Annotated in this window: 25 protein-coding genes and 5 tRNA genes; 6 read left to right on the top strand and 24 right to left on the bottom strand. The window is 71.5% G+C overall.

Annotated elements, in window-relative coordinates; genetic code table 11:
* Nucleotides 1-4: 4 nt before the first annotated feature.
* The 4 genes from coaD to ACFV1J_RS30770 form a co-directional block, all read right to left on the bottom strand.
* Complete coding sequence (gene coaD, locus ACFV1J_RS30785; protein WP_030414208.1) at nucleotides 5-517, bottom strand: pantetheine-phosphate adenylyltransferase; 513 nt, start codon at nucleotides 515-517, stop codon at nucleotides 5-7.
* Nucleotides 514-1,113, bottom strand: coding sequence for a 16S rRNA (guanine(966)-N(2))-methyltransferase RsmD (gene rsmD / locus ACFV1J_RS30780; RefSeq protein WP_385863504.1), 600 nt, complete (start codon nucleotides 1,111-1,113; stop codon nucleotides 514-516). Before rsmD ends, coaD begins: the two co-directional genes overlap by 4 nt.
* Nucleotides 1,114-1,300: 187 nt before the next feature.
* Nucleotides 1,301-4,288 (bottom strand): helicase-related protein, encoded by a 2,988-nt coding sequence (locus tag ACFV1J_RS30775; protein ID WP_385863502.1) that lies wholly within the window; start codon nucleotides 4,286-4,288, stop codon nucleotides 1,301-1,303.
* A 58-nt stretch (nucleotides 4,289-4,346) separates the two neighbouring features.
* Complete coding sequence (locus tag ACFV1J_RS30770) at nucleotides 4,347-6,023, bottom strand: DAK2 domain-containing protein (RefSeq protein ID WP_385863529.1); 1,677 nt, start codon at nucleotides 6,021-6,023, stop codon at nucleotides 4,347-4,349.
* Nucleotides 6,024-6,256: 233 nt separating this feature from the next.
* Here ACFV1J_RS30770 and rpmB point away from each other — a divergent pair, with 233 nt between their 5' ends.
* Nucleotides 6,257-6,442: a 50S ribosomal protein L28 gene (gene rpmB, locus ACFV1J_RS30765; RefSeq protein WP_006602870.1), complete on the top strand. Its 186-nt coding sequence runs from the start codon at nucleotides 6,257-6,259 to the stop codon at nucleotides 6,440-6,442.
* A gap of 138 nt (nucleotides 6,443-6,580) precedes the next feature.
* Here rpmB and thiD read toward each other — a convergent pair whose 3' ends face one another.
* Both thiD and ACFV1J_RS30755 read right to left on the bottom strand, forming a co-directional pair.
* Entirely contained in the window at nucleotides 6,581-7,396 is an 816-nt protein-coding gene (gene thiD / locus ACFV1J_RS30760) for a bifunctional hydroxymethylpyrimidine kinase/phosphomethylpyrimidine kinase (protein WP_385863501.1), read from the bottom strand.
* Nucleotides 7,397-7,428: 32 nt separating this feature from the next.
* Nucleotides 7,429-8,397 carry a thiamine-phosphate kinase gene (locus tag ACFV1J_RS30755; RefSeq protein WP_261955472.1) on the bottom strand — a complete coding sequence of 323 codons (969 nt, stop codon included), beginning with the start codon at nucleotides 8,395-8,397 and terminating at the stop codon, nucleotides 7,429-7,431.
* A 170-nt stretch (nucleotides 8,398-8,567) separates the two neighbouring features.
* Between ACFV1J_RS30755 and ACFV1J_RS30750 the strand changes: the two genes are divergently transcribed.
* Both ACFV1J_RS30750 and ACFV1J_RS30745 read left to right on the top strand, forming a co-directional pair.
* Nucleotides 8,568-8,801, top strand: coding sequence for an Lrp/AsnC family transcriptional regulator (locus ACFV1J_RS30750; protein ID WP_385863499.1), 234 nt, complete (start codon nucleotides 8,568-8,570; stop codon nucleotides 8,799-8,801).
* 9 nt (nucleotides 8,802-8,810) lie between these two features.
* Nucleotides 8,811-9,311, top strand: coding sequence for a DUF3515 domain-containing protein (locus ACFV1J_RS30745; RefSeq protein WP_385863498.1), 501 nt, complete (start codon nucleotides 8,811-8,813; stop codon nucleotides 9,309-9,311).
* Between the two features lie 65 nt (nucleotides 9,312-9,376).
* On the opposite strand, the gene ACFV1J_RS30740 is transcribed toward ACFV1J_RS30745, so the two are convergent.
* The 3 genes from ACFV1J_RS30740 to ACFV1J_RS30730 form a co-directional block, all read right to left on the bottom strand.
* Nucleotides 9,377-10,513 (bottom strand): D-alanine--D-alanine ligase family protein, encoded by a 1,137-nt coding sequence (locus ACFV1J_RS30740; protein ID WP_385863496.1) that lies wholly within the window; start codon nucleotides 10,511-10,513, stop codon nucleotides 9,377-9,379.
* Between the two features lie 93 nt (nucleotides 10,514-10,606).
* Nucleotides 10,607-11,608, bottom strand: coding sequence for an NAD(P)H-dependent glycerol-3-phosphate dehydrogenase (locus ACFV1J_RS30735; RefSeq protein WP_385863494.1), 1,002 nt, complete (start codon nucleotides 11,606-11,608; stop codon nucleotides 10,607-10,609).
* Entirely contained in the window at nucleotides 11,605-12,447 is an 843-nt protein-coding gene (locus ACFV1J_RS30730) for a lysophospholipid acyltransferase family protein (protein WP_385863492.1), read from the bottom strand. Before ACFV1J_RS30730 ends, ACFV1J_RS30735 begins: the two co-directional genes overlap by 4 nt.
* A gap of 141 nt (nucleotides 12,448-12,588) precedes the next feature.
* Between ACFV1J_RS30730 and cofC the strand changes: the two genes are divergently transcribed.
* Nucleotides 12,589-13,341 carry a 2-phospho-L-lactate guanylyltransferase gene (gene cofC, locus ACFV1J_RS30725; protein WP_385863491.1) on the top strand — a complete coding sequence of 251 codons (753 nt, stop codon included), beginning with the start codon at nucleotides 12,589-12,591 and terminating at the stop codon, nucleotides 13,339-13,341.
* On the opposite strand, the gene ACFV1J_RS30720 is transcribed toward cofC, so the two are convergent.
* The 5 genes from ACFV1J_RS30720 to leuC form a co-directional block, all read right to left on the bottom strand.
* The gene (locus ACFV1J_RS30720; protein WP_030414220.1) at nucleotides 13,322-13,525 is read right to left on the bottom strand and encodes a hypothetical protein; all 204 of its coding nucleotides are present in this window, start codon (nucleotides 13,523-13,525) and stop codon (nucleotides 13,322-13,324) included. The genes cofC and ACFV1J_RS30720 overlap by 20 nt on opposite strands.
* Nucleotides 13,526-13,623: 98 nt before the next feature.
* Nucleotides 13,624-14,277, bottom strand: a complete 654-nt coding sequence (locus ACFV1J_RS30715) for an HU family DNA-binding protein (protein ID WP_385863488.1) — start codon at nucleotides 14,275-14,277, stop codon at nucleotides 13,624-13,626.
* A gap of 125 nt (nucleotides 14,278-14,402) precedes the next feature.
* Nucleotides 14,403-14,648 carry a hypothetical protein gene (locus ACFV1J_RS30710; protein ID WP_030414222.1) on the bottom strand — a complete coding sequence of 82 codons (246 nt, stop codon included), beginning with the start codon at nucleotides 14,646-14,648 and terminating at the stop codon, nucleotides 14,403-14,405.
* 135 nt (nucleotides 14,649-14,783) lie between these two features.
* Entirely contained in the window at nucleotides 14,784-15,377 is a 594-nt protein-coding gene (leuD, locus tag ACFV1J_RS30705; RefSeq protein ID WP_385863485.1) for a 3-isopropylmalate dehydratase small subunit, read from the bottom strand.
* Nucleotides 15,378-15,380: 3 nt separating this feature from the next.
* Nucleotides 15,381-16,805, bottom strand: a complete 1,425-nt coding sequence (gene leuC, locus ACFV1J_RS30700) for a 3-isopropylmalate dehydratase large subunit (protein ID WP_385863484.1) — start codon at nucleotides 16,803-16,805, stop codon at nucleotides 15,381-15,383.
* Nucleotides 16,806-16,980: 175 nt separating this feature from the next.
* Here leuC and ndgR point away from each other — a divergent pair, with 175 nt between their 5' ends.
* Nucleotides 16,981-17,697, top strand: coding sequence for an IclR family transcriptional regulator NdgR (gene ndgR, locus ACFV1J_RS30695; RefSeq protein ID WP_030414225.1), 717 nt, complete (start codon nucleotides 16,981-16,983; stop codon nucleotides 17,695-17,697).
* Between the two features lie 90 nt (nucleotides 17,698-17,787).
* Here ndgR and ACFV1J_RS30690 read toward each other — a convergent pair whose 3' ends face one another.
* The 10 genes from ACFV1J_RS30690 to ACFV1J_RS30645 form a co-directional block, all read right to left on the bottom strand.
* Nucleotides 17,788-18,267 carry a DUF4188 domain-containing protein gene (locus ACFV1J_RS30690; RefSeq protein ID WP_385863527.1) on the bottom strand — a complete coding sequence of 160 codons (480 nt, stop codon included), beginning with the start codon at nucleotides 18,265-18,267 and terminating at the stop codon, nucleotides 17,788-17,790.
* Nucleotides 18,268-18,617: 350 nt separating this feature from the next.
* Nucleotides 18,618-18,693, bottom strand: a tRNA-Glu gene (locus tag ACFV1J_RS30685).
* A 41-nt stretch (nucleotides 18,694-18,734) separates the two neighbouring features.
* Nucleotides 18,735-18,806, bottom strand: a tRNA-Gln gene (locus tag ACFV1J_RS30680).
* A 16-nt stretch (nucleotides 18,807-18,822) separates the two neighbouring features.
* Nucleotides 18,823-18,895: transfer RNA gene (locus ACFV1J_RS30675), tRNA-Glu, on the bottom strand.
* A gap of 84 nt (nucleotides 18,896-18,979) precedes the next feature.
* A tRNA-Glu gene (locus tag ACFV1J_RS30670) sits at nucleotides 18,980-19,052 on the bottom strand.
* Nucleotides 19,053-19,073: 21 nt separating this feature from the next.
* Nucleotides 19,074-19,145, bottom strand: a tRNA-Gln gene (locus tag ACFV1J_RS30665).
* 87 nt (nucleotides 19,146-19,232) lie between these two features.
* The gene (locus ACFV1J_RS30660) at nucleotides 19,233-19,958 is read right to left on the bottom strand and encodes an HAD family hydrolase (RefSeq protein ID WP_385863482.1); all 726 of its coding nucleotides are present in this window, start codon (nucleotides 19,956-19,958) and stop codon (nucleotides 19,233-19,235) included.
* Nucleotides 19,959-20,052: 94 nt separating this feature from the next.
* Complete coding sequence (gene gltX, locus ACFV1J_RS30655) at nucleotides 20,053-21,534, bottom strand: glutamate--tRNA ligase (protein ID WP_385863480.1); 1,482 nt, start codon at nucleotides 21,532-21,534, stop codon at nucleotides 20,053-20,055.
* Nucleotides 21,527-22,300 carry a fumarylacetoacetate hydrolase family protein gene (locus ACFV1J_RS30650; protein WP_385863478.1) on the bottom strand — a complete coding sequence of 258 codons (774 nt, stop codon included), beginning with the start codon at nucleotides 22,298-22,300 and terminating at the stop codon, nucleotides 21,527-21,529. Before ACFV1J_RS30650 ends, gltX begins: the two co-directional genes overlap by 8 nt.
* Nucleotides 22,301-22,425: 125 nt before the next feature.
* Nucleotides 22,426-22,617, bottom strand: a complete 192-nt coding sequence (locus ACFV1J_RS30645; protein WP_385863477.1) for a hypothetical protein — start codon at nucleotides 22,615-22,617, stop codon at nucleotides 22,426-22,428.
* A gap of 604 nt (nucleotides 22,618-23,221) precedes the next feature.
* On the opposite strand from ACFV1J_RS30645, the gene ACFV1J_RS30640 reads away from it, so the two are divergent.
* Nucleotides 23,222-26,839 carry a nitrate- and nitrite sensing domain-containing protein gene (locus ACFV1J_RS30640; RefSeq protein ID WP_385863475.1) on the top strand — a complete coding sequence of 1,206 codons (3,618 nt, stop codon included), beginning with the start codon at nucleotides 23,222-23,224 and terminating at the stop codon, nucleotides 26,837-26,839.
* Nucleotides 26,840-26,843: the final 4 nt, after the last annotated feature.

Raw genomic sequence — 26,843 nt, 5'->3', positions numbered from 1 at the left:
GTGATCAGCTCTTCTTGCGCAGCCGCTCGGTGAGCGCGTCGAGCACGAACGGCGGGACCAGGTGCGAGACGTCGCCACCCCAGGCGGCGACCTCCTTCACGAGGCTGGAGGAGAGGAAGCTGTAGGTCGGGTTGGTGGGGACGAACAGGGTCTCCACACCGGAGAGTCCGTTGTTCATCTGGGCCATCTGCAGCTCGTAGTCGAAGTCGCTGACCGCGCGCAGTCCCTTGACGATCGCGGGGATGTCGCGCTGCTTGCAGAAGTCGACGAGCAGGCCGTGGAAGGACTCGACCTGGACGTTGCCGTACTCGGCGGTGGCCCGGCGGATCAGGTCGATCCGCTCGTCGACCGTGAACAGCCCCTGCTTGGACTGGTTGATCATCACGGCCACATGGACGACGTCGTACAGCTTCGAGGCACGGGCGATGATGTCCAGGTGCCCATTGGTGATGGGGTCGAACGACCCCGGACAGACGGCGCGGCGCAACGCGGGTTCCTCGCTCTCCGATGCGGTCATGACACGCTTGCTGACGTCGGTTCAACGGACGACGGAGCGGCGCGACCGTACCAAAGCGTCCCCTCGCCGTAGCGACGGGCCTTGATCGCGGTGAAACCGTCCGGCCACGGGAACGCGCCGCCTCTGGTGCTCCGCTCCACGGTGACGAGTGCGTCGTCCGTCAGCCACCCCTGACCACGGAGTGTGAGCAGGATCTCGCAGAGCTCGGCGTCGCTCACCGCGTACGGCGGGTCCAGGAAGACGAGGTCGTACGGCTCGCCGGGGGGCGGGGCGGCGGCGGTCTGCTCGGCCTTGCCGGGCCGGACCTCGACGCCCGGGAGGCCGACCGTGCGGACGTTGTCGCGGATGGTGCGGACGGCCCGGGCGTCGGCCTCGACCAGCAGGACGTGTGCCGCGCCGCGGGAGAGCGCCTCCAGACCGACCGCGCCGGAGCCGCCGTACAGGTCGAGCACCCGGGCGCCGGTCAGCGGGCCGTCCAGCGACTCCCAGGTGGAGAACATGCCCTCGCGCGCCCGGTCGGAGGTCGGGCGGGTGCCGTTGCCGGGTGGTACGGCCAGGCGGCGGCCGCCGGCCGTACCGGCGATCACGCGGGTCATGGGCCCGTCCTTACGTCGTGCGGGGGTGGAGGGATGGTCGGCGGAGCCGCTCGGCTCCGTCCTCCACGATATTCCGTCGTCCGGCGGCGGGCGCCCGCCGGATCGGTCCGGGGCGGCACCCCGACGTGATCGTTCTCACCCTGCGGCAGGCGGCCCACGGACCGCCGGGCCCGCCGTGCCGGCTCGCTCAGCCCTTGTCCAGATACTGCTCCCGTTCCTCGTCCAACAGCGCGGACAGCGCGATCCGCAGCTCCGGATAGCCGGTCAGCTCGGGGTCGTCGCCGACCAGCGCGGTGGCCTCCTCGCGGGCGGCGGCGATGATCTCCTCGTCGTCGATGACCGTGAGCATCCGCAGCGAGGAGCGGACGCCGGACTGCGCCTGGCCCAGGACGTCGCCCTCGCGCCGCTGTTCCAGGTCGATCCGGGAGAGCTCGAAGCCGTCGAGGGTGCCGGCCACCGCGGCGAGCCGGGCCCGGGCCGGGCTGGCCTCGGGCATCTCGCTGACCAGCAGGCACAGGCCGGGTGCCGTACCCCGGCCGACCCGGCCGCGGAGCTGGTGCAGCTGGGAGACGCCGAACCGGTCCGCGTCCATGATCACCATGACGGTGGCGTTGGGGACGTTCACCCCCACTTCGATGACCGTCGTCGCGACCAGTACGTCCAGCTCGCCGGCCGCGAACGCGCGCATCACCGCGTCCTTGTCGTCCGGCGCCATCCTGCCGTGCAGCACCGCCACCCGCAGGCCGGCGAGCGGGCCCTTGGTGAGCTGGTCGGCGATGTCGAGCACGGCGAGCGGCGGACGCTTCTCGGCGATGTCCTCCGGCGAACTCACCGCTGCCGCCGTGCCCTTGCCGCCGGCCGCGCCCTTCTTCCCCGGCTTGGGCGCGTCCTCCTCGTCGCCGATCCGCGGGCAGACCACATACGCCTGGTGCCCGGCCTCGACCTCTTCGCGGACCCGCTCCCAGGTACGCGCGAGGAAGTGCGGTTTGTCCTTGGCGGGCACCACATGGCTGGCGATCGGCGAGCGTCCGGCGGGGAGTTGGTCGAGGACGGAGGTCTCCAGATCGCCGAAGACGGTCATCGCGACCGTGCGCGGGATGGGTGTCGCGGTCATCACCAACAGGTGCGGCGTCTGCTTCTCGCGCTGGGAGTGCCCCTTGCCACGCAGGGCGTCGCGCTGCTCGACGCCGAAGCGGTGCTGTTCGTCGACGACCACCAGCCCCAGGTCGTGGAACTGCACCTTGTCCTCGATCAGCGCATGGGTGCCGACGACGATGCCGGCCTCGCCGGTGACCAGGTCGAGCAGTGCCTGGCGGCGGGCCGCGGCTCCCATCGAACCGGTCAACAGCACCACCTTCGTGCCCCGTTCGGCCCCGCCCAGCATCCCTCCCTCGGCCAGCTCGCCCATCATCTCGGTGATCGAGCGGTGGTGCTGCTGGGCGAGCACCTCGGTGGGCGCCAGCATCGCGGCCTGGCCACCGCTGTCGACGACGCCGAGCATGGCGCGCAGCGCGACCATGGTGTTGTGCGTGACGGTGAAGTGGTCGGTCACATAGGCGTGGGAGGGGTGCGCGACGCTGATGCACTGGACGGGCTTACGGCCCACGTGCTCGATGGCCCGGATGGTGCGCCGGAAGGCGGGGCCGGCACCGGCCCCCTCCTCTGCCCCCTCCTCCGGCAGCGCGACATGGACGTCGTACGCGCCCGCGCCGGCGTCGTGCCGTCGGGCCGCGCCGCCCAGGGAGCGCACCAGCCAGGCGAGGTCGTCGGCCAGCGGGCCGGGCGCGGCACGGAACACCTCGCCGGTCCCGGAGGGCTCTCCCCCGGCGTCCAGCAGGCCCCGCAGCACGGCCCGCCGGTCCTTGACGGGGGCGTTGCGGTAGGCGGCCGGCAGTCCGTCCGCGGGGAGGGACCGGCCGAGGTGGTACGGGTCGAGCGGCCGCTTGCCGCCGTCGTCGAGGTCGACCGGTGTGGCGGGCGCGATGGACCACTTGGGCCGGCCGTCGGCGTCCAGCAGGTCGGCCCGTAGCTCGCGGGTCGTCAGCACCCGCTCGCCGGTGTCGCGGGACCCGACGATCCACAGGTGCTCGTCGTCGCACTCGACGGTGGAGCCGTCCGACAGCACCAGCCGCCACACCTCGCGCTCGCCCTGCGGGAAGACGCCGTCCACCACGGCGCGCTCGCCGCTGGGCACCACCACTTCGGTGCCGACGGTCATCTCGCCCATGGGCCAAAAGCCGCGCGGGGTGAGTACCAGGGCGTCCAGCGGCTGGGCCTTGCCGGAGCCGACCTCGCCCTGGAGGAGGCGGTGCATGGGGTGTGCGGTGGCCAGGTCGTCGAAGATCTCCCGGCTGACCTTCTGCTGGCCTTCGGTGAGCGTGAAGGGCAGCTCGGCGTCGAACGCGTCGAGGATGCCGTCCTTGACCAACTGCCGTGGTACGGCGGGGAGTTGGGTGTCGGCCAGGCGCCGGCGGGCCAGCGCGACCTGCATCACGAACGCCTCGTCCCACTTCAGCCGGTCGCGCGCGTCGGCGATGTCGGCCTTGCTGCCGGGCCGGTGGATCTTCAGCAGGGCCTCGGTGAGCGGGACCAGCGACCGGCCCGCGCGCAGCGCCTCGGGCAGCGGGTCGACGGCGTCCTGGGCGCTGGGCAGCACCGCGTCGACGGCCTTGGTGATCTTCCAGGAGGCCATCTGCTGGCAGGCCGGGTAGATCGGGATGAGTTGACTGGCGAAGGCGTCCACGGCCTCGCCGTCGGTGTCGCCGTCCAGGAGCGCGTATTCGGGGTGGGCCAGCTGGAGTTTGCGGTTGAAGACCGAGACCTTGCCGGCGAACATCGCGCGGCGGCCCGGCAGCAGTTCCTTGTGCGGTTTGTGGATGCCCTTGCCGAAGAAGACCAGCTGGAGCCGGCCGCTGCCGTCCGTGAGCGTCACTTCCAGGCGCTGCCCCCGGCCGGCGTTGAACTTGTGCACCCGGGCGTCGGCCACCCTGGCGACGACCGTGACGTGTTCGTCCAGCGGGAGGTCGGCGAGGCGGGTCAGCTCGCCGCGCTCGGCGTAGCGGCGCGGGTAGTGGTGCAGCAGATCGCCGACCGTGTGCAGGTCGAGATGCTCGGCCAGCACCTTCGCGGTGGTGCCGCCGAGGATTTTCTTCAGGGGTTCGTCGAGCGCAGCCACGCGTCTATTGCACACCACGCCTCTGACAATTGCGCCGGTCCGGGCCGCCGGGGCGGCGTCACTCCACGCCGATGAGCAGCGGGGCGGTGCGCTGACCGCCGTCGTAGACGACCGTGTCGACGGCGAGGTGCCGCTCGCGGACGTGCCGTTCCAGCCGCTCGGCGAGGGCGGCGGGGGCCCCCGCGCCGAGGACCAGGGTCACCATCTCCCCGCCCGCGGACAGCATCCGGTCCAGCACCGTCATGGCGGTGACGGTGAGGTCCGGGCCGATCACCGCGACATCGCCGTCGATCAGGCCGAGGACGTCCCCGGCCTGGCAGACGCCCGCCATGGTCCACGACTGCCGTTCGGCGACGGCGAGCTCGGCGTAGCGGGTGGCGCCGGCGGCGGAGGTCATGGCGACCGCGTCCTCGTCGAAGCTGCGGTCCGGCTCGTGCACGGCCAGCGCCGCGATGCCCTGGACGGCGGCGCGGGTGGGGATCACCGCGACCCGGACGCCTTCGGTGCGGGCCTGTTCGGCGGCGGCCGCGGCGGTGTGCCGGAGTTCGGGGTCGTTGGGCAGCAGCATGACCTCGCGGGCGTGGGCCTGCCGGATCGCCTGCACCAGTTCGCCGCTGGCCGGCGGCTCCCCTGGGCGTACGGTGACCGCGGTCGCGCCGGCCTCGGCGCAGAGGTCGGCGAGCCCGGTGCCCGGCACCACCGCGACCACGGCCCGCGGTGCCAGCGCCGGCTCCTTGGTGCGGCCGCCACCGAAGTGCGTGATGCGGATCCGGTACGGGCGGCCGGCCTCGATGCCGGCCTCCACGGCGGCGCCCGCGTCGTCGACATGGATGTGGACGTGCCACAGCCCGTCCCCGCCGACCACCACCAGGGAGTCGCCGAGCCCGTCGAGCCGGGTGCGCAGCCGCGCCACGGCGTCGTCCGGCGCCTCCAGCAGGTAGATCACCTCGAAGGCGGGCCCGCCGGGTTCGCCGCAGCCGTCCGCCGCCGTGTGTGCCGCGACGTCGCAGCCGGCGGCCTCGGGGAGCGGGGCGTCGGCCCGTACGGCGACGGGGGTGGCGGTGACCTCTCCGGAGAGGGCGTCGGCGAGCGCGCCCAGCAGCGCGACCAGCCCGCAGCCGCCGGCGTCCACGACGCCCGCCCGGCCGAGGACCGCCAGCTGCCCGGGGGTCGCCTGCAGGGCCGTACGGGCCCCTGCATGGGCGGCGCGGGCGACCGCGGCGGCGTCCCGGGCCTCGCCGGCGGCACGTTCGGCGGCATCAGCGGCAGCGGTGGCCACGGTCAGGACGGTGCCCTCCACGGGGTGGGCGACGGCCTCGTACGTGGAGGCGGCGGCCCGGCGCAGGGCCCGGCGCAGCGCCTCGGCCGAGCCGTCACCGGCCGCGGGGTCCGTGCCGTCCGTCGTGCCGCGGGCCGCCAGGACGTCGGTCATGCCGCGCAGCAGCTGCGCCAGGATGGTGCCGGAGTTGCCGCGCGCTCCTATCAGGGCGCCGTGTGCCATCGCGCCGATCGCGTCGGCGAGGCCGGGGGCGGTGCCCGCCGAGGCGTGTCCGTCGAAGGCGGCCTCGACGGCCCGGGCAGCGGATTCCAGCGTCAGATAGAGGTTGGTGCCGGTGTCGCCGTCGGCCACCGGGTAGACGTTGATCGCGTCGATCCGCTCGCGTTCCCGGCCGAGCGCCTCCAGCGCCAGCCCGCACCAGGAGCGGACCGCGGCGGCGTCGAGCGGGTACGGCACATCGTCCTCCTGGGTCACGGGCTGCACCGCACAGTAGCCGCGTGCCGGTGGGAAGGCCGGGGCGGGGGCCGGGAGGTGCGTGGTAGTTTCGTTCTACGGGAGCGGTCGTTGTATGCTGCTCCGGTTGCCCGATGAGAATCGGGCCATTTCCTCTCCTGACGGCGCCGGTCGGGCAATGCACTCGGCCCGTTGGGATTTCACCGTAAGTGCATCTGAAGTCTTTGGAGTGACCCGTGGCTGCCAACTGCGACGTCTGCGGCAAGGGGCCGGGCTTCGGCAAGAGTGTCTCGCACTCGCATCGCCGTACCAACCGTCGTTGGAACCCCAACATCCAGACGGTGCGTGCAGTGATCGGGCGCACGCCGAAGAAGCTGAACGCCTGCACCTCGTGCATCAAGGCCGGCAAGGTCTCGCGCTGACGCCTTAAGTCGTAGCGCAGCCGGCCGGTTGCCTGGGAAAGCCGGTCCACCCCCTGGGGTGGGCCGGCTTTTTGCCGTTCCTGCGGCCCTTCCCGCCCGGCATGACGTGGCACGTCGGTGTCCCGGCCCGCGCGGCGGTCAGTGGTCGCCGCGCAGCCGCCAGCCGTGGTCGACCGGGCCGATGCCGGCGCCCAGCCGGAAGCCGGCCGCGATCGCGCCGGTGACGTAGTCCTTCGCCGCCGCGGCGGCCCGCGGCACGGGGTCGCCCTTGGCCAGCTGCGCGGCGAGTGCGCTGGCGAGGGTGCAGCCGGTGCCGTGGGTGTGCCGGTTGTCGTGGCGAGGGGCGCGCAGCCAGTGCTCCTTAGTGCCGTCGGTGAGCAGGTCGACGGCGCTGCCGCCGCCCCCGTCCGGGGCCGTGAGGTGGCCGCCCTTGATGAGTGCCCAGCGCGGCCCGAAGTCCAGGACGGCGGCGGCCGCCCGGCGCAGGTCGGCCTCCTCGCGGACGGTCACGCCGGTGAGCTGGGCCACCTCGTCGAGGTTGGGGGTGGCGACGGTGGCCGTCGGCAACAGCTTGGTGCGCACCGCGTCCAGGGCGCTCGCGGCGAGCAGCGCGTCACCGTGTTTGGAGACGCCCACGGGGTCGACGACGACCGGGACGTCCAGTCCGCCGAGGAGTTCGGCGACGGTCTCGACGAGTTCGGCCGAGGAGAGCATCCCGGTCTTGACCGCCTGGACGCCGATGTCGTCGACGACGCTGCGGAACTGGGCGCGTACGGCCTCGGCGGGCAGGTCCCACGCGCCCTGCACGCCCAGGGAGTTCTGTGCGGTGACGGCGGTGAGCACGCTCATGCCGTGGGTGCCGAGCGCCAGCATCGTCTTCAGGTCGGCCTGGATGCCCGCGCCGCCGCCGGAGTCGGACCCGGCGACGGTCAGAACGCGTGGAGGTATGTGCATGCCGGCGAATCTACCCGCCCGCCGCACAGGGGTTACTCGGCGTCGGCGTTGTCCCCGAAGTGGTCCCAGCCGGCCTTCGCCCAGGGGGCGCCGTCCACCGTCACCTGCGGCAGCGCGGAGGGGTTGAGGACCTCGCCGATGACCTTCCACCGGGCGGGCAGCTTCACGTCCGGCGGGAACGTGGCCACGATCGCGTGGTCCTCGCCGCCGTTGAGCACCCACTGCATCGGGTCCACGCCGACCGCGGTGCCGATGTCGGACATCTGCGTGGGGATGTCGATCGCGGCGGACCGCAGGTCGATCCGGACCTTGCTGGCCTCGGCGATGTGGCCGAGGTCGGCGACCAGCCCGTCGCTGACGTCGGTCATGGCGGTGGCGCCGAGCCCGGCGGCCGCGGGGCCGGCGTGGTACGGCGGTTCGGGCCGGCGGTGCGCCTCCACGAAGGCGCGCGGCGAGCGGAAGCCGCGGGAGAGGACCGCGTGGCCGGCGGCGGACCAGCCGAGCCAGCCGGTCACCGCGACCACGTCGCCGGGCTGGGCGCCGGCCCGGGTGACCGGCTCCTGGTTGCGCAGGTCGCCGAGGGCGGTGATGGCGACGGTGATGGTGTCACCGCGGACCACGTCCCCGCCGACGACCGCGGCGCCGGCCACCTGGCACTCGTCGCGCAGCCCGTCCATCAGCTCGGTCGGCCAGGTCGCGGGGAGTTCCGCGGGCACGACCAGGCCCAGCAGGATCGCGGTGGGCACCGCGCCCATCGCCGCGATGTCGGCGAGGTTCTGTGCGGCGGCCTTGCGGCCGACGTCGTAGGCGGTGGACCAGTCACGGCGGAAGTGCCGGCCCTCCAGGAGGATGTCGGTGCTGGCGACCACCCTCCGGTCCGGCGCGGTGACCACCGCGGCGTCGTCCCCCGGCCCGATCCGTACCGCCGGAGTGGACGTGAGCCGGGAGGTGAGCTCCCTGATCAGACCGAACTCCCCCAGCTCGCCCACGGTGCCCTTCATGCTGTTGCCCTTCTCATGTGTACGGACCGTTGTACGGACGGTCCGTACGTGGCTGACGGTTGCGCCGCACCTGCCGTGTTCACCGCGCGGGTCTCCCCTCTCCGCACGGTGACGCGGTACCGTGGCGTCCCTTCTTCCCCCATGATCCTCGTAGCCGCCCTGGAGGTTCCGTGGTACAGGCCTACATCCTGATCCAGACCGAGGTCGGCAAGGCATCGGCCGTCGCGGAGGTGATCTCGAAGATCCCCGGTGTGCTGCAGGCCGAGGACGTCACCGGCCCCTACGACGTGATCGTGCGCGCCCAGGCCGACACCGTCGATGAGCTGGGCCGCATGGTGGTGGCGAAGGTCCAGCAAGTGGACGGCATCACGCGCACCCTGACCTGCCCGGTCGTTCATCTCTAGCTCCCCCGTATGCTCGGCCGGGTGATCTCTTCGCGTCGCCGGTGCCGCCTGTTTCTGGCCCTTCCCCTGCTCACCGTGGCGTTCGCCGCGGTGAGCTGTTCGTCTTCCGGGGACGTGGCCGTCCCGTCCCCCCCGGGCGAGGCGGCGCGGCACTGCCGGGCACTCCACGGGGAACTGCCGCGGACCGTCGACGGACTGAGGCGGGGTACCGCCGAGCCCGTCTCCGACTTCACCGCCGTCTGGGGCGACCCCGCCGTACAACTGCGTTGCGGGGTGCCGAAGCCGGACGTCCTGAGACACGGGAGTGAACATTACAACCCCAACCCGGAGGCGGCGGAAGTCAACGGCGTCCGGTGGCTCTTCGAGAAGCAGGACGACGGCTACCGCTTCACGACCGTGCTGCGCAAGGTGTACGTCGAGGTGACCGTGCCCGGGAAGTACGCCCCCGAGGTCGATGTGCTCCCCGACCTCGCGGGCGCGGTGAAGAAGACCATCCCCGCCGGGGTCTAGGGCACCGTCCGCACCTGACCCCTCGCAACGGGCCCCAGTCCTCCCGGCGCCGCCCGGCCGCGGTCCTAGCGCAGGCCGGTGGAGCGCTGCAGCGCCGCCTGCAGGAGGCGGTCGATCAGCTCCGGGTAGCTCACTCCGCTTTCCTGCCACATCCGCGGATACATCGAGATGGGCGTGAAGCCGGGGAGCGTGTTGATCTCGTTGATCACGAACTCGCCGTTGTCCTGCAGGAAGAAGTCCGCGCGGACCAGGCCCTCGCAGGACGCCGCCTCGAAGGCCGCGACGGCCAGTTCCTGGATCTTCGCGGTCTGCTCGTCGGTCAGCGGCGCCGGCACGATACCGGCGGCCGAGTCGATGTACTTGGCCTCGAAGTCGTAGAAGTCGTGCGCGGTGACCGGCGGGATCTCGGCCGGCACGCTGGCCCGCGGCCCGTCCTCGAACTCCAGCACCCCGCATTCGATCTCGCGGCCGCTCAGCAGCGATTCCACGAGGATCTTGGGGTCGTGCCGGCGGGCCTCCTCGATGGCCTCGTCCAGGCCCGCGAGGTCGTCGACCTTGCTGATGCCCATGGAGGAGCCGGCCCGGGCGGGCTTCACGAAGAGCGGCCAGCCGTGTTCGGCGGCGAAGTCGACGATCTTCTTGCGGGCCGCGGCGGGGTCCTTCTCCCACTCCCGGGGGCGGATGACCTCGTAGGGGCCGACCGGCAGCCCGAAGGAGGTGAACACCCGCTTCATGTAGTCCTTGTCCTGGCCGACCGCGGAGGCGAGCACGCCCGAGCCGACGTAGGGCACGCCGGAAAGCTCCAGGAGGCCCTGCAGGGTGCCGTCCTCGCCGTACGGGCCGTGCAGGACGGGGAAGACCACGTCGACCTCGCCGAGGGCCTTGGGCACCGCACCGGGCTCGGTGTAGACGACCTCGCGGTTGGACGGGTCGACGGGGAGCACCACTCCGCCCTCGGTGGACTCGGCGAGCTCGGCCACGCTGGGCAGCCGCCGGTCCGTGATGGCCATCCGCTCGGGATCGTCGGCGGTCAGCGCCCAGCGGCCGTCGGTGGTGATGCCGATGGGCAGCACGTCGTACTTCTCGCGGTCGATGGCGCGCAGTACGGCTCCGGCGGTGACCACGGAGATGGCGTGCTCGGAGCTGCGCCCGCCGAACACGACGGCGACGCGGGGCTTGTGGGAGGAGGTCTGGCTGCTCATATCGCGATGAGGGTACCTGCTGACCGGCGCGGCGTCAGTGCGGCGGCCGCCGTTGGTGGCGTGCCGCGGGCGGCCGGGCCGCAGCTGTCCGCTTCAGTGCCGCTCGGACTTGGCGCTGCGCGCCATCAGCTCCTTGAGGGCCACCAGCGGCGGTTTGCCGTCGTGGACGATGGACACGACCGTCTCGGTGAGCGGCATGTCGACGCCGTGCCTGCGGGCCAGATCCAGTACGGATTCGCAGGACTTGACGCCCTCGGCGGTCTGCTTGGTGACCGCGATGGTCTCCTGGAGCGTCATGCCGCGGCCGAGGTTGGTGCCGAAGGTGTTGTTGCGGGACAGCGGCGAGGAGCAGGTGGCGACGAGGTCGCCCATGCCGGCCAGGCCGGCGAAGGTGTGCGCGTCGGCGCCCATGGCGAGGCCGAGCCGGGTGGTCTCGGCGAGCCCGCGGGTGATCAGCGAGGCCTTGGCGTTGTCGCCCAGTCCCATGCCGGTGGCGATACCGACGGCGAGGGCGATGACGTTCTTCACCGCGCCGCCCAGTTCGCAGCCCACCACGTCGGTGTTGGTGTACGGGCGGAAGTACGAGGTGTGGCAGGCGGTCTGCACCCGGCGGGCGACCGCCTCGTCGGCGCAGGCGACGACCGCGGCGGCGGGCTGCCGGGCCGCGACCTCCTTGGCGAGGTTGGGGCCGGTGACCACCGCGACCCGCTCCGCGGGGGCCTTCGCCACCTCCTCGATGACCTCGCTCATGCGCTTGGCCGTGCCCAGTTCGACGCCCTTCATCAGGGAGACCAGGATCGTGTCGGCGGGCAGCAGGGGCGCCCATTCGGCGAGGTTTCCGCGCAGCGTCTGGGACGGCACGGCCAGGACGGTGAACTCCGCGTCGCGGGCCGCCCGTGCCGGGTCGGTGGTGGCCCGTACGGCCTCGGGGAGCTCGACGCCCGGCAGGTAGTCGGGGTTCGTACGGCCGTTGTTGATGGCGTCGACCAGGGCCGCGCGGCGCCCCCACAGGGTCACCTCGCATCCCGCGTCGGCGAGCACCATCGCGAATGCGGTGCCCCAGGACCCCGTGCCGTAGACGGCGCAGCGCGTCACTTGCCTTCATCCTCCTGTGCCTGCTGGGTGCTTCGGGCCTGCTGGGGGGCGATGGCGCCTTCGGTGGCGGCGGCCGGCTCCGCGGCGGTGGCCTTGGCGGCCTCGCGGGCTGCCCGGCGTTCCTGGGCGATGGCCTTGCGCCAGTCGTACGGTGCGGTCGGTGCGGTCTCGCCGCGCAGCTGGGCCAGCTGCTCGGTGATCGCGCCCATGATGAGGTCGGTGACGGCGCGCAGCACCTCGGCGGTCGGTTCCTGGTCGTAGTAGGCGCTCAGGTCGACCGGCGGCCCCGCCTTGACCCGCAGCGTCTTGCGCGGGAGGAGCTGGAGCTTCTTCTCCTTGGCGTACGGCGGCATCGCTTCGTGGGCGCCCCACTGGGCGACGGGGATGACCGGGGCCTTGGTCAGCAGGGCCACCCGTGCGGCACCGGTCTTGCCCTGCATCGGCCACAGGTCGGGGTCCCGGGTGAGGGTGCCCTCGGGGTAGAAGGCGACGCATTCGCCCTTGTGGATGGCGGTGACGGCGGCGCGGAACGCGTTGGCGGCGTCGGTGGTTTCCCGGTAGACCGGGATCTGTCCGGTGCCGCGCATCATCAGGCCCACAAAGCCGCTCTTGAAGAGTCCGGCCTTGGCGAGGAATCGGGGGACCCGCCCGGTGTTGTACTGATAGTGCGCATAGGAGAGCGGGTCGAGATAGGAGTTGTGGTTGACCGCGGTGATAAATCCGCCGTCGGCCGGAATGTGCTCCATTCCCTGCCAGTCCCGCTTGAACAGAACCAAGAGCGGCGGTTTGCAGATGACCGCGGCCAAGCGGTACCAGAAGCCGATTCTGCGGCGGGACACTGGGACACCCTCCTTGTGGGACCTGTGTAGCTGCTACGGGCCGGCAGCCGCACAAGTGTCGCCCCAGGTACCCGCTATGTCGAGGACACCGTAACCCCCGGCGCTCCCCCGGGGCGTCGGCGGCGGGTGAGAATGGCGCGGATGCGAAGAGACGGAGCGGACGGCGAAGCAGCGGCGGCCTGGAGCCTGGTGGTGCCGCTGAAACCGCTGGTGCGGGCCAAGAGCAGGCTCACCCGGGCCGCCGGGGAGGAGTTCCGGCCGCACCTGGCCCTGGCCTTCGCCCTGGACACCGTGGCAGCGGCGCTGGCCTGCGCGGATGTGCGGGATGTGGTGGTTGTCACGGACGACCGGCTGGCCGCGGAACGGCTCGCGGCGCTGGGGGCACGGATCGTGCCCGACACTCCGGCGGGCGGGCTGAACGCGGCGCTGGCGCACGGCGCTGAGGCGGTCCGGGCGGGTCGTCCGGGCGCGCCGGTGGCCGCGCTGAACGCGGATCTTCCGGCGCTGCGCCCGGCCGAGCTGGCCCGGGTGCTCCATTCCGCCGCGCTATTTCCCCGTGCATTTCTCGCGGATGCGGCGCATTTCGGGACAACACTTCTGACCGCGAGTTCCGGGGTGGAATTGGCGCCGGGATTCGGGGGTGCCTCGCGGGCCCGTCATCTGGCGTCGGGGGCGCGTGAGATCACCGCGCCGGACGTGCCGTCGGTGCGCCGGGACGTGGACACCGGCGAGGATCTGCTGGCCGCGCTGGCGCTGGGCGTGGGCCCGCACACGGCGCGGCAGGTGCCGCGGGTGGCGCGGACGGCGGCGGGAACGGGCGGCGCCGAGGCGGCCGTGGACCCGTCCGGGCCGGCCGGGCCGGTGCCGCCACAGGTCAGAGCGTCTGGAGCGTGACCAGGTCGATGTGCCGGGCGTCGCCTTCGCCGGTGACCTCGATGCGGACCCGCTGACCGGGCCGGAGCAGCAGCAGCCCGCCGGCGTCGAAGGCGGCCGCGTCGAAGGGCAGCGGGGTGCCGTCGTCGAGCAGCACGCTGCCGGAGCGGGTCTGGGGGTCGTACGTGTACGCGGTGGCCTGCATGGGAGAGAGCCTAGACGGCGGCCGGGGCCGGAAAGCACCGCGGGCCGGGCTCCCCGGAGGGAGACCGGCCCGACGCATGGCGTCGCCGCTGCTTGTGGTCACCGCTTGCGGGCGGTGGTCTTCTTCGCGGTGGTCTTGCGCGCGGTGGCCTTCTTGGCCGGGGCCTTCTTCGCCGTCGCCTTCTTCGCGGGCGCGGTCTTCTTGGCGGTCGCCTTCTTGGCGGTGGTCTTCTTGGCCGGTGCCGCCTTCTTGGCGGCGGCCTTGGCGGGAGCCTTCTTCGCCGTCGTCTTCTTGGCGGTGACCTTCTTGGCGGGAGCCTTCTTCGCCGCGGCCTTCTTGGCCGCCGGTGCCGCCTTCTTGGCGGCGGCCTTCTTGGCGGTGGCCTTCTTGGCCGCGGCCTTCTTGATCGCCGTGCCGCCGGTGAGGCTGCCCTTGGGGGCCTTCTTGACGGAGACCTCGCCGCCCTTGGGGAGCTTCTTCGAGCCGCTCACCAGGTCCTTGAAGCCCTGACCGGCGCGGAAGCGCGGCACAGAGGTCTTCTTGACCCGCACCCGCTCACCCGTCTGCGGGTTGCGGGCGTAACGGGCCGGACGGTCGACCTTCTCGAACGAGCCGAATCCGGTGACCGAAACGCGGTCGCCGGAGACCACTGCACGGACGATCGCGTCCAGTACTGCGTCGACCGCGTCCGCCGCGTTCTGGCGGCCGCCGAGCTTGTCGGCAATGGCTTCTACGAGCTGCGCCTTGTTCACGTCTTCCCCTTCGGAGACATTGCTGGAAGGAAAGTTTCCAAGCTTTTTCGCACGTTAGGCAGATATATACCGCAAATCAAACACGAAACGGGCTAATCACCCTTGTGCCGCAACGAACTCGACCTTCACGGACTTCCGTCGGCGTGCACATCTTCGGGATAACGACCTTCGTCGAGGTCTTCCATGAACCACTCCAGACGCCTTGCCGCGTCCGCAAGATCGTGTTTAGCCGCGGCCGTGATGACGAGCAGCTTCCGGGTCAGCGCCATCCGTACGCCCTCCGGGACTTGCAGTGTCCGCACTCTTGCGTGTGCGTCCTTGAGTCGGTCGGCGACGACGCCGTAGAGCTGGAGTTGGTCGTCGCGTTCCATGCGCTAATTGTGCCATCTGCGGCGAGTTGTCGCTTCACGGGGCCTCAACAGCGGTCTCGACAAGCCGATGCGCCCCCTGCCAACTGCACAGGGGGCGCATCGTACGCAATAACGCTTTGAGCCAAAAACCCGAGGTCAGACCTCGATCGTCCGCGGCTTGAAGGACGGGCGATTCGCCTCGTACGCCACGATTGATGACTCCTCCCGAAGGGTGAGGCTGATGTCGTCCAGCCCCTCCAGCAGACGCCAACGGGCGTTCTCGTCCAGCTCGAAGTCGGCGCTGATGCCCTCCGCCCGTACCTGCCGGTCCACGAGGTCGACGGTCACCTCGGCGGTCGGGTCGGCCTCCACCAGCTGCTGCAGCCGGTCCACCGTCTCCTGCGGCAGGACCACCGTCAGCAGGCCGTTCTTGAGGGAGTTGCCGCGGAAGATGTCCGCGAAGCGCGAGGAGATGACGGCCTTGAAGCCGTAGTTCTGCAGCGCCCAGACGGCGTGTTCACGCGAGGATCCGGTGCCGAAGTCGGGGCCCGCGACGAGCACCGTGGCGCCTTTGTACTGCGGCTTGTTGAGGACGAACTCGGGGTCCTTGCGCCAGGCCTCGAACAGCCCGTCCTCGAAGCCGTCCCGGGTGACCTTCTTCAGCCAGTGGGCCGGGATGATCTGGTCGGTGTCGACGTTGCTGCGGCGCAGCGGGACGGCCCGGCCGGTGTGGGTGGTGAAAGCTTCCATGGTTCAGACTCCCGCGGGCGTGGCGACGTCGGACAGGTCGGCCGGTGAGGCCAGATGGCCGAGAACCGCCGTTGCGGCGGCCACCTGCGGCGAGACCAGGTGCGTACGACCGCCCTTGCCCTGCCGGCCCTCGAAGTTCCGGTTGGAGGTGGACGCCGAGCGCTCACCGGGCGCCAGCTGGTCGGGGTTCATGCCCAGACACATCGAGCAACCCGCGTGCCGCCATTCGGCGCCGGCCGCGGTGAAGACCTTGTCCAGCCCCTCGGCGACCGCCTCCAGGGAGACCCGGACCGAGCCGGGAACGACCAGCATCCGTACGCCGTCGGCGACCTTGCGGCCCTCCAGGATCGACGCCGCGGAGCGCAGGTCCTCGATACGGCCGTTGGTGCAGGAACCTACGAAGACGGTGTCCACGGTGATCTCGCGCAGCGGCTGACCCGCCGTCAACCCCATGTACTCCAGCGCCTTTTCGGCGGCCAGCCGCTCCGAGGCGTCCTCGTACGAAGCCGGGTCGGGGACCTGCGCCGAAAGCGGGGCGCCCTGGCCGGGGTTGGTGCCCCAGGTGACGAACGGCGCCAGCGAGGCGGCGTCGATGTGCACCTCGGCGTCGAAGACCGCGTCGTCGTCGGTGCGCAGCGTCTTCCAGTACTCGACCGCGGCGTCCCAGTCCGCGCCCTTGGGGGCGTGGTCGCGGCCCTGGAGGTAGTCGAAGGTGGTCCGGTCCGGGGCGATCATGCCGGCCCGGGCGCCCGCCTCGATCGACATGTTGCAGATGGTCATCCGGGCCTCCATCGAGAGCTTCTCGATGGCCGGGCCGCGGTACTCGATGACATATCCCTGGCCGCCGCCGGTGCCGATCTTGGCGATGATCGCCAGGATCAGGTCCTTGGCGGTGACGCCCTCCGGCAGCTCGCCGTCGACGGTGATCGCCATCGTCTTGAACGGGGCCAGCGGCAGCGTCTGGGTGGCGAGCACATGCTCGACCTGGCTGGTGCCGATGCCGAACGCCAGCGCGCCGAAGGCGCCGTGGGTCGAGGTGTGGCTGTCGCCGCAGACCACGGTGGTGCCCGGCTGGGTCAGTCCCAGCTGGGGGCCCACGACGTGGACGACGCCCTGCTCGACGTCGCCGAGCGGGTGCAGCCGGACGCCGAACTCGGCGCAGTTCTTGCGCAGCGTCTCCAGCTGGGTGCGCGAGACCGGGTCGGCGATCGGCTTGTCGATGTCGAGGGTCGGGGTGTTGTGATCCTCGGTGGCGATGGTCAGGTCCGTCCGGCGCACCTGGCGGCCGGCCTTGCGCAGGCCGTCGAAAGCCTGCGGGCTGGTGACCTCGTGCAGGAGGTGCAGATCAATGAAGAGGAGGTCGGGCTCGCCTTCCGCGCGCCGGACGACGTGGTCGTCCCAGACCTTCTCCGCGAGTGTCCGTCCCATCGCTTTCCCTCCGGCCGGCCGCTGTGCCGGCCTTGCTCGTCCATGCGCGATCGCCCGCAGAACTCCCCCTGCCGGGCCTTACGCCGGGCCCTGGTCGAGGGCCACACCTACAGACTGACGACTTCCCTGGAAAATTGAACTTGCGTTTCACAGTGTGAGACGCGAGTATCGTTGCATGGACAACTCTAGCGGCGTCGGCGTTCTCGACAAGGCAGCTCTGGTTTTGAGTGCCCTGGAGTCCGGTCCGGCCACCCTCGCCGGGCTGGTCGCGGCGACAGGGCTTGCACGACCCACGGCCCACCGGCTGGCCGTGGCTCTGGAACACCACCGGATGGTGGCGAGGGACATGCAGGGCCGGTTCATCCTGGGCCCCCGGCTCTCCGAGCTGGCCGCGGCGGCCGGCGAGGACCGCCTGCTGGCCACGGCCGGACCGGTACTGACGCACCTGCGCGATGTGACGGGCGAGAGCGCCCAGCTCTATCGCCGGCAGGGCGACATGCGGATCTGCGTGGCGGCGGCCGAGCGGCTGTCCGGATTGCGGGACACCGTCCCGGTCGGCTCGACGCTCCCGATGAAGGCCGGCTCGGCCGCACAGATCCTGATGGCCTGGGAGGAGCCCGAGCGGCTGCACCGCGGCCTCCAGGGCGCCCGCTTCACGGCGACGGCCCTGTCGGGCGTACGGCGCCGCGGCTGGGCCCAGTCGATCGGTGAGCGCGAGCCCGGCGTGGCCTCGGTCTCCGCGCCCGTACGCGGCCCCTCGAACCGCGTGGTGGCCGCCGTCTCGGTCTCCGGACCGATCGAGCGGCTGACCCGCCACCCGGGCCGGATGCACGCCCAGGCGGTCATCGACGCGGCCGCCCGGCTCTCCGAGGGCCTGCGCCGCAACGGCTGACGCCCCCGGGTCCCGTACGGCGCGGTCCGTACGGGACCCGGCGCGGGCCGGCCGTTCGCACCCGTGGCCCGGGGCGCGGCTTCCGCGGCATCAGGCCGCCAGCCGGTCGGCCGCCCGCTCCCCGCGGCGGGCGACCGGCACCACCCCGCGGACCGCTCCCAGCCCGTGGGGCGGCATGTTCGCGTAGATGCTCTCGTACGAGCCCGCCGGGACGGCATAGGTCTCGTGCCAGATGCCGACGTGGTCCCGCCCCGCCCGCGCCCGCCGGTTGAAGGCGGCCCAGGCCGGCCGGTGGGCACCGCTCTGGTCGCTCGCGTAGGCCAGCAGCTTCTCCTTGGACTCCCAGTACTGCAGGACGGCGACGTTCCGCAGTCCCGGTACGAAGCGGTAGCCGAGCATCCCGCGCTCCGGGTCCCGCGCCAGCTCCTTGATCATGGGCGTCATCGCCCGGAGCACCGGCAGCCAACTGCGCACCGCCCGCCACTTGTTGATCCGCATCCCGACGAGGAAGACCACCACCTCGCCGGTCCCGTCCGCCGTCATCCGTCCCTGCACCGGCTTACCGCTCATCACGGCCCCCTTGGTCACGCCGTCAGTGTTGGATAGTTCCGCTATCCATGAATAGATAGTGTCACTCTCCAAGAGAAGGCGCAAGGGGTGCGCGACGGGCGGAGCCCAGCGAGTGCGGCGGGGTGTCCACCGGGACGATCAAGCACTGCTTGCGCCCGTGGAGCAGGCGGAGGGGGCGGTGGCTCTGAGGGTGCACTACGAGTCGGCACCGCTCGGCCCGCGCCGGCCGGCCGGGCTGGGACGGGGCGGGGGGGGTCGGGACCGAGGGGTCCAACAGGCGCTGCGGAACGGGCCGTTGACCCACCGGAACAACGGAAAGGCCCCCCGCTTGACGCGGAGGGCCTTCCCTTTGGTACCCCCGACCGGATTCGAACCGGCGCTACCGCCTTGAGAGGGCGGCGTGCTAGGCCGCTACACAACGGGGGCGAGATTTCCTGCAGTTGAGCCTGTCACGGGGACATGCTGCGCTGGGCTACCAGGACTCGAACCTAGACTAAATGAACCAGAATCACTCGTGCTGCCAATTACACCATAGCCCATGGTGGTTTAGACCAGTACCCCCGACCGGATTCGAACCGGCGCTACCGCCTTGAGAGGGCGGCGTGCTAGGCCGCTACACAACGGGGGCCCTAGCGATCCCATCCGGCCGGAGCCGGATGTTGTCACCGCAATACCATCGGGAGCGACCCTGATGATCTACGGGATGGATCTGTACCCCCGACCGGATTCGAACCGGCGCTACTGCCTTGAGAGGGCAGCGTGCTAGGCCGCTACACAACGGGGGCTTTGCAGATGAGCTCTGCGAGCTGGCCTACCAGGACTCGAACCTAGACTAACTGAACCAGAATCAGTCGTGCTGCCAATTACACCATAGGCCATCAAAGCACAACCCCCTGCGGGGGTGGTATTTGACTTACGCTTCCCGGCCGGGCCTCTCGGCCCTCTCGGGCGGCGCAGGAAGAACATTACCTGATCGTGGACGGGGCTCCAAAACCGATAACCCCGCGCAACAGCTCGGGCAGCTCCGCCAGGCCCGCGATCCGCCGCACCCCGGCCGGCAGCGCCCCGCCGGCGCCCGTACGGTCCAGCCAGACGGCGGCCAGCCCGGCGTCCCGGGCGCCGAGCGCATCGATGTCGAGCCGGTCGCCGACGTAGACCACTTCCTCGGGTCCGAGGCCCAGCGCGGCGCAGGCGCCGTGGAAGGCCTCCGCCGCGGGCTTGGCGTGCCCCAGCTCGTCCGCGCACAGCACCGCCTCGAAGTGGGCGCGGATGCCCAGCCTGGTCAGCTTGCGCTCCTGGTTGGCGACGGAGGAGTTGGACAGCACGGCCTGCCGGACCAGGGGGGCCAGGGCCGTCAGTGCGGGCTCGGAGTCGGGGAAGAGCACCCAGGACGCTTCGTAGTGCGCGATGTACCGCGCGAACCAGGCGTCCGCCTCCTCATCACTCAGCGCGACGCCCAGGAACGTCCGGGCCCGCTCCCTGCGGTGGTCGAGGAAGCCCAGCTCGCCGGCGAGGAAGCGGGCGAACTCGGTCTCCATGGCCGCGCGCCACCGCGTCAGCGCCGCCTCTTCCCCGCCGTACGCGGCCAGCAGTCCTTCGGCGCGCAGGTGCCGCAGGGCGCCGGCGCGGTCCGAGCCGGTGTAGTCGAAGAGGGTGTCGTCGATGTCCCACAGGACGGCGCGCAGGGGCATGACGGCAATCTAACGCTCCTGGGCCGTGCCCGGAATGCGGATGCCGAGGGCCCGGAAGCCGGGCGGCTTCCGGGCCCTCGGGCGTCCGTCGGGGTCAGCCGGCCAGCTTGGCCAGCGCGGCGTCGATGCGGGCGATGGTGCGCTCCTTGCCGAGGACTTCGAGGGACTCGAAGAGCGGCAGGCCGACCGTGCGGCCGGTGACGGCGACCCGGACCGGGGCCTGGGCCTTGCCGAGCTTGAGGCCGTGCTCCTCGCCGGCGGCCAGGACGGCCTCCTTGAGGGGCTCGGGGCCGGCGTTCCAGTCGGCGGCGGCGAGCTTGGCCCGGGCGGTGGTGAGCAGGGCGACCGGGTCGCCCTTCATGGCCTTGGTCCAGGACGCCTCGTCCTCCACCGGCTCCTTGCGGAACAGGAAGTCGACGTTGGCGGTGATGTCGGACAGGACCGTGAGGCGGGTCTGGGCGTGCGGGGCGATCGCGCGCCAGGCGGCCTCGTCGAAGTCCGCGGGCTCCCAGTTGGCGAACGGGGCCTTCAGCCAGGGCTCGCACCGCTTGATGAAGTCCTCGGTGTCCAGCTGCCGGATGTGGTCGGCGTTGATCGCCTCGGCCTTCTTCAGGTCGAAGCGGGCCGGGTTGGCGTTGACGTCCGCGATGTCGAACTTCTCGATCAGTTCGGACACCGAGAAGATGTCCTGGTCCGCGGAGAACGACCAGCCGAGCAGCGCGAGGTAGTTGAGCAGGCCCTCGGGCAGGAAGCCGCGCTCGCGGTAGAGGTTGAGGGATGCCTGCGGGTCGCGCTTGGAGAGCTTCTTGTTGCCCTCGCCCATGACGTAGGGGAGGTGGCCGAACTCGGGGATCGCCGAGGCGATGCCCAGCTCGATCAGCGCCTTGTACAGGGCGATCTGGCGGGGGGTGGAGGAGAGCAGGTCCTCGCCGCGCAGGACGTGGGTGATGCCCATCAGGGCGTCGTCGACCGGGTTGACGAGGGTGTAGAGGGGCGCGCCGTTGGCCCGGACGATGCCGTAGTCCGGGACGTTGTCCGGCGTGAAGGTCAGCTCGCCGCGGACCAGGTCGGTGAAGGTGATCGGCTCGTCGGGCATCCGGAAGCGGACGATCGAGCTGCGGCCCTCGGCCTCGTAGGCGGCCTTCTGCTCGGCGGTCAGCTCGCGGCAGGTGCCGTCGTAACCGGAGGGCCGGCCGGCCTTGCGGGCGGCCTCGCGGCGCTCGTCGAGCTCCTCGGTGGTGCAGTAGCAGGGGTACGCGTAGCCGGCGGCGAGCAGCTTCTCGGCGATGTCCTTGTAGCGGTCCATCCGCTGGGACTGGCGGTAGGGCGCGTGCGGGCCGCCGACCTCGGGGCCCTCGTCCCAGTCGAAGCCGAGCCAGTGGAAGGAGTCCAGCAGCTGGTGGTAGGACTCCTCGGAGTCGCGGGCCGCGTCGGTGTCCTCGATCCGGAAGACCAGGGTGCCCTTGTGGTGCCGCGCGTAGGCCCAGTTGAACAGGGCGGTGCGGATCAGGCCGACATGGGGGTTACCGGTCGGGGAGGGACAGAAACGGACGCGGACGGGGGTCGCGTTAGCCACGCTTGATCACCTTGTTGGTGAGAGTGCCGATGCCTTCGATGGTGACGGCGACCTCGTCGCCGACGTTGAGGGGGCCGACCCCGGCCGGGGTGCCCGTGAGGATGACGTCGCCGGGGAGCAGGGTCATCGCCTCCGTGATGTGGACGATCAGGTCCTCGATCGGGCGGACCATGTCGCTGGTGCGGCCGAGCTGGCGCTGTTCGCCGTTGACCGTGCACTGGATCGCGAGGCCGGCGGCGATGTCGGCGGGGTCCAGTCCGGTCTCGACCCAGGGGCCGAGCGGGCAGGAGCTGTCGAAGCCCTTGGCCCGGGCCCACTGCTTCTCGCGCTGCTGGACGTCGCGCGCGGTGACGTCGTTGGCGCAGGTGTAGCCGAGGATGACGTCCTTGGCGCGTTCGCGGGGCACCTCGCGGCACATCCGTCCGATGACGACGGCGAGCTCCGCCTCGTGGTGCACCTCCTGGGAGAAGGAGGGGTAGGCGATGGGGTCGCCGGGGCCGATCACCGAGGTGGACGGCTTGAAGAAGGTGACCGGCACGTCCGGGACCTCGTTGCCCAGCTCGGCGGCGTGCTCCGCGTAGTTGCGGCCCACGCAGACGACCTTGTTGGGCAGGACGGGGGGCAGCAGCCGGACCTTGTCGAGGGGAACCTTCTGGCCCGAGCGCTCGAATTCCGCGAAGGGATGACCCTTGATGACGTCGAGTTCGTCGCCTTCGAGGACGCCGAAGCCGACGTTGCCGTCGATGGAGAATCTGGCGATGCGCACGGGTGCCGCTGCCCCTCAGTGATCATTGACCGGAGTTGACACTCCAGGCTATCGCCCCTTTTTGGGCGCGCGCTCACCTATTGGGTGCCCGGGCGGTACGCGGCCGCTGCCCTTCCGCCGTGTGATCAGGCCGTGACGGCCTGCTCGGGGGCGTCCATCAGGACGGTGCGCCGGGGGTTGGCCGTCCGGGCGGGGAGATCGACGGTGTGCTCCGGGACCTCGGGGAGGGTGGTGCCGAGCTCGTCGGCGTCCTTGAGGTGGGCCAGGGTGGTGCGCCGCGGGTTGGCTATGTTGCGGAACATCATCGTCGTCTTCACTTCGGTATGCCTCGTGTGGGTCGAAAGCTGGTGATCGGCCGGTGAAAAGCCGTTGCGGAAACCTGTCTTGTCAGTTCCGGCAACTGTGTAAAGCGTCAGGCTATGCGGGCTATTCCCTGCGAAGTGATGGGGAACTCAACGATCTTCCTGTGAGTTTGCTCACGAGCTGCGCGACAAAAGCCACATTTCTCATGATCAACATCCCTGGGCGAATCGGACAATGGCGGATTGAAGCGCACGTTCCGCTCCCGATCACCGCACCTGGGACAGCCGTCCAGCGCATGCGACTCGTGGGCAAAAGTCCGTTATCTCCAGCGAGTTCCTCTACAAGTCGTGACGTGGTCCATACATTGCGTCATCCATGTCACAGGCACCGGCTCCGCTCTTGTTGGAGATCCGGCACTGTGCTGGAATTCCACGGACCGCCGCACGTTTCAGCCGGCGCGCAGGGCGCAAGGTGGCGCCGCGCGGTGGTGCCGCTCTCTCGGCCAGAGGGGGCAGCCCGCCGGTCATTTCACGACCGCCATGGGGGATTCACGGTCCCCGATACGACTCGACACCGTCCCACCGAGGTGGGACGCCTGGTCCAGAGGTTGCGACGCTAGTGCAGGGACGTTTCAAGAGGGATGGCAGCGCTGCGGCGGACCCGGAGCTGCGCGGCGGGACCGACCGCGCCTCCTCGCCCCAGCGCGACCGCAACAACCCGGCGGGCGGCCTCACGGCGTCCGACCGCGGCCAGGCGCCGGGCGGTGACGCCGCGGACACCGGTGCGCCCAAGGGCGCGCAGGCCGCGAGCGGGCCCGGCTCGCGCATGGCGCTGCGCAACTGGCGCATCAGCACCCGACTGGTCTCCCTGCTCGCGCTACCCGTCGTCGCCGCCACCACGCTCGGCGGCATGCGCATCGCCACGCAGCTGGACAACATCGACCAGCTCGACAAGATGCAGATGCTCACCGAGATGACCCGGCAGGCCACCGAGCTCGCCGACGCGCTGCAGATCGAGCGGGACAAGTCGGCCGGTCCGCTGGCCGGCAGCGGCAACGTCAAGGACGACGCGAACGTCGTCGCGCCCCGTGAGGCGACCGACCGCGCCAAGCTGTCGTTCAACCAGGCCACCGGCGACATCCAGGGCGACGACGCCACGATGGCCGGCGTCCGGGCGACCATCCTGGAGATCGGCCGCCAGCTCAACACCCTCAACGAGATCCGCGCCAACGCCTACAAGGACGACGGCAACACCGCGCGGACCGTCACCAGCTACAACCAGCTGATCAACTCGCTGCTGTCGCTCTCCCAGGACATGGCGCAGGCGACCAGCAACCCGGAGATGATCCGCAGTACCCGTGCGCTGGCGGCGTTCTCGTCGGCCAAGGAGTACGCGTCGATCCAGCGCGCCCTGATCAGTGCCGGTCTCGCCCACAAGGGCGGCCCGCAGCTGTCCGCCAACGACCGGCAGGCCGGCCGTAACGCCGAGATCAGCGAGAAGGCGGCCCGGGACCGGTTCTCGCAGATCTACGCGAACAACGCCGGCGCGCTCACCCGCGGTCTGGACGGCAACAACGACGAGATCAAGGCCGCGGCCGCCTTCTCCCACCGCGCCTTCGCCAGCGGCTCCGGCATCCGCAGCCAGGACTACCGCTACCTCGACTGGTACGACTCCGACACCGTCAAGATCGACGAGATGTCGCGGATCGAGACCACGCTGCTGTCCGAGATGGAGCAGAAGTCCCGCGAGCTGCGCAACGAGGCCACGCAGGACGCGCTCATCAACGGTGCGCTGATCCTGCTCGTCCTCGGCGTCTCGCTGGTCGGCGCGTTCGTCGTGGCCCGCTCCATGGTCCGCTCGCTGCGCCGGCTGCAGGACACCGCGCAGAAGGTCGCCCAGGACCGGCTGCCCGAGCTGGTCAAGCAGCTGTCCGAGTCCGACCCGCAGGACGTGGACACCTCCGTCGAGTCGGTCGGTGTGCACAGCCGGGACGAGATCGGCCGGGTGGCCGCGGCCTTCGACGACGTGCACCGCGAGGCGGTCCGCCTCGCCTCCGAGCAGGCGCTGCTGCGGGGCAACGTCAACGCGATGTTCACCAACCTCTCGCGCCGCTCCCAGGGTCTGATCCAGCGTCAGCTCTCGCTGATCTCCGAACTGGAGTCCCGCGAGGCCGACCCGGACCAGCTCTCCTCGCTCTTCAAGCTCGACCACCTCGCGACCCGTATGCGCCGTAACGGCGAGAACCTCCTGGTCCTCGCGGGTGAGGAGCCGGGCCGCCGGTGGACCCGCCCGGTGCCGCTGGTCGACGTGCTCCGTGCCGCCGCCTCCGAGGTGGAGCAGTACGAGCGCATCGAGCTCAACGCGGTCCCGCAGACCGAGGTCGCCGGCCGGGTCGTCAACGACCTCGTGCACCTGCTCGCCGAGCTGCTGGAGAACGCCACCTCGTTCTCCTCCCCGCAGACCAAGGTCAAGGTCACCGGTCACGCGCTGCCCGACGGCCGGGTCCTGGTCGAGATCCACGACACCGGTATCGGCCTGTCCCCCGAGGACCTCTCGGCGATCAACGAGCGGCTGGCCAGCCCGCCGACCGTGGACGTCTCGGTCTCCCGCCGGATGGGTCTGTTCGTGGTCGGCCGCCTGTCCCTGCGGCACGGCATCCGCATCCAGCTCCGGCCGTCCGACTCCGGCGGCACCACCGCACTGGTCATGCTGCCGGTCGACGTCGCCCAGGGCGGCAAGAAGCCGGCGCCGAGCACCGCCAAGAGCGGCTCCGGCGAGGTCGGCGGTGCGCCGTCCAGCCGGCTCGCCGGGCTCCAGCCGCGCGGCCAGGTCGGTTCCGGCCCGGGTGCCGGCGGCCGTCCCGCGCTGCCCGGCCGCGGCGGCCCCGGCGGCGCCCCGAACGCCTTCGGTGCCCCGTCCGGGCGTCCCACGCCCCCCGGCGCCCCGGCCGCGGGCGGCGACGCCCGTCCGCCCGCCCCGCGTTCCGGTGCGCGCCCCGCGCTGCCCACCCGCGGTGCGGACAGCGGCCCCGCCACCAGCCCCATGCCGACGGTCGCCCCGCCCACCGGTGCGCCGCGCCGCGAGGAGCGGGCGGAGCTGCCGGCCCGCGGTCCGGCGGCCGAACTCCCGGGCGGTGCCCCGGCCGGCGGCCGCGGCGGCCAGGACACCTTCGGCGGTCAGCAGCAGCCGGGCGGTACCAGCTGGGGTGCCCGCCGCGAGCGCGGCGGTGACGACGACTGGCCGCTGACGCCCCGCGAGGCGCAGGACCTGCCGCGCGGCCACGAGGAGCCGGAGACCACCGGCAACTTCGAGCGGCCCGCACCGGCGAACGGCCCCGGTGACACCGCCGCCTTCCCCCGTCCCGACTTCAACGCCCCGCCGCCCGCGGCCCAGGCCCCGGAGCGCGAGCCGGACCGGTACGACACGGGCGAGTACCCGGCGGACCGGTACGACACCGGCGAATACCCGGCGGACCGGTACGACACCGGCCAGTACCCGGCGGACCGGTACGACACCGGCCAGTACCCGGCGGACCGCTTCGCGCAGCCCGCCGCCGAGGCCGACCCGTACGAGACCGGGCAGCTCGACGCCCGTCAGCTGCAGCAGCCGGGCGCGGACCGGGCCGGATACGCCGACGACCCGCAGAGCACCGGGCAGTTCCCGGTGGCCGGGCCGCAGGACGGCCGGGCGCCGGAGCCGGACGTGCTCGGCAGCGCCGACGCCGGTCCCGGTGACGGCCGTACGCCGATCTTCGACACGATCGAGTCCAACTGGTTCAACCACCCGGCGTCCGCCGCCGCCGGTGTGCCGCCGCAGGCCGCCGAGGAGCCGGAGGCGCCACGGCTGCCGCGCCGCGGTTCCGCGGCGGCCCCGAGTGCGCCCGCCGAGCCGCAGCGCAACGGCACCCGCAACCCGGAGCGGGCCGACACCACCGCCCAGTGGCGCAGCTCGCCGAACGACGAGACCTGGCGGCAGGCGGAGCAGATCCGTCAGCCTGCCGCGGGCGGCATCACCACCTCGGGGCTGCCCCGCCGGGTCCCGCGCGCCAACCTCGTCGCGGGCACCGCACAACAGCAGCAACCCGCCCAGAGCGGTCCGCAGGTCTCCCGCGCGCCCAGCGATGTGCGCGGCCGGCTGACCAATCTCCGTCGCGGTATCCAGCAGGGCCGGCAGGCCGGGACGTCGCCCACCGGCAACCACGGCATTGTCGATCCCACTCACCAGCAGGAGCGTTAGTTGA

The sequence above is a fragment of the Streptomyces sp. NPDC059649 genome, assembly GCF_042734445.1.
GTDB lineage: Bacteria > Actinomycetota > Actinomycetes > Streptomycetales > Streptomycetaceae > Streptomyces.
The sequence above is the reverse complement of the archived record's forward strand: the minus strand, read 5'-3'. Positions and strand labels throughout refer to the sequence as shown.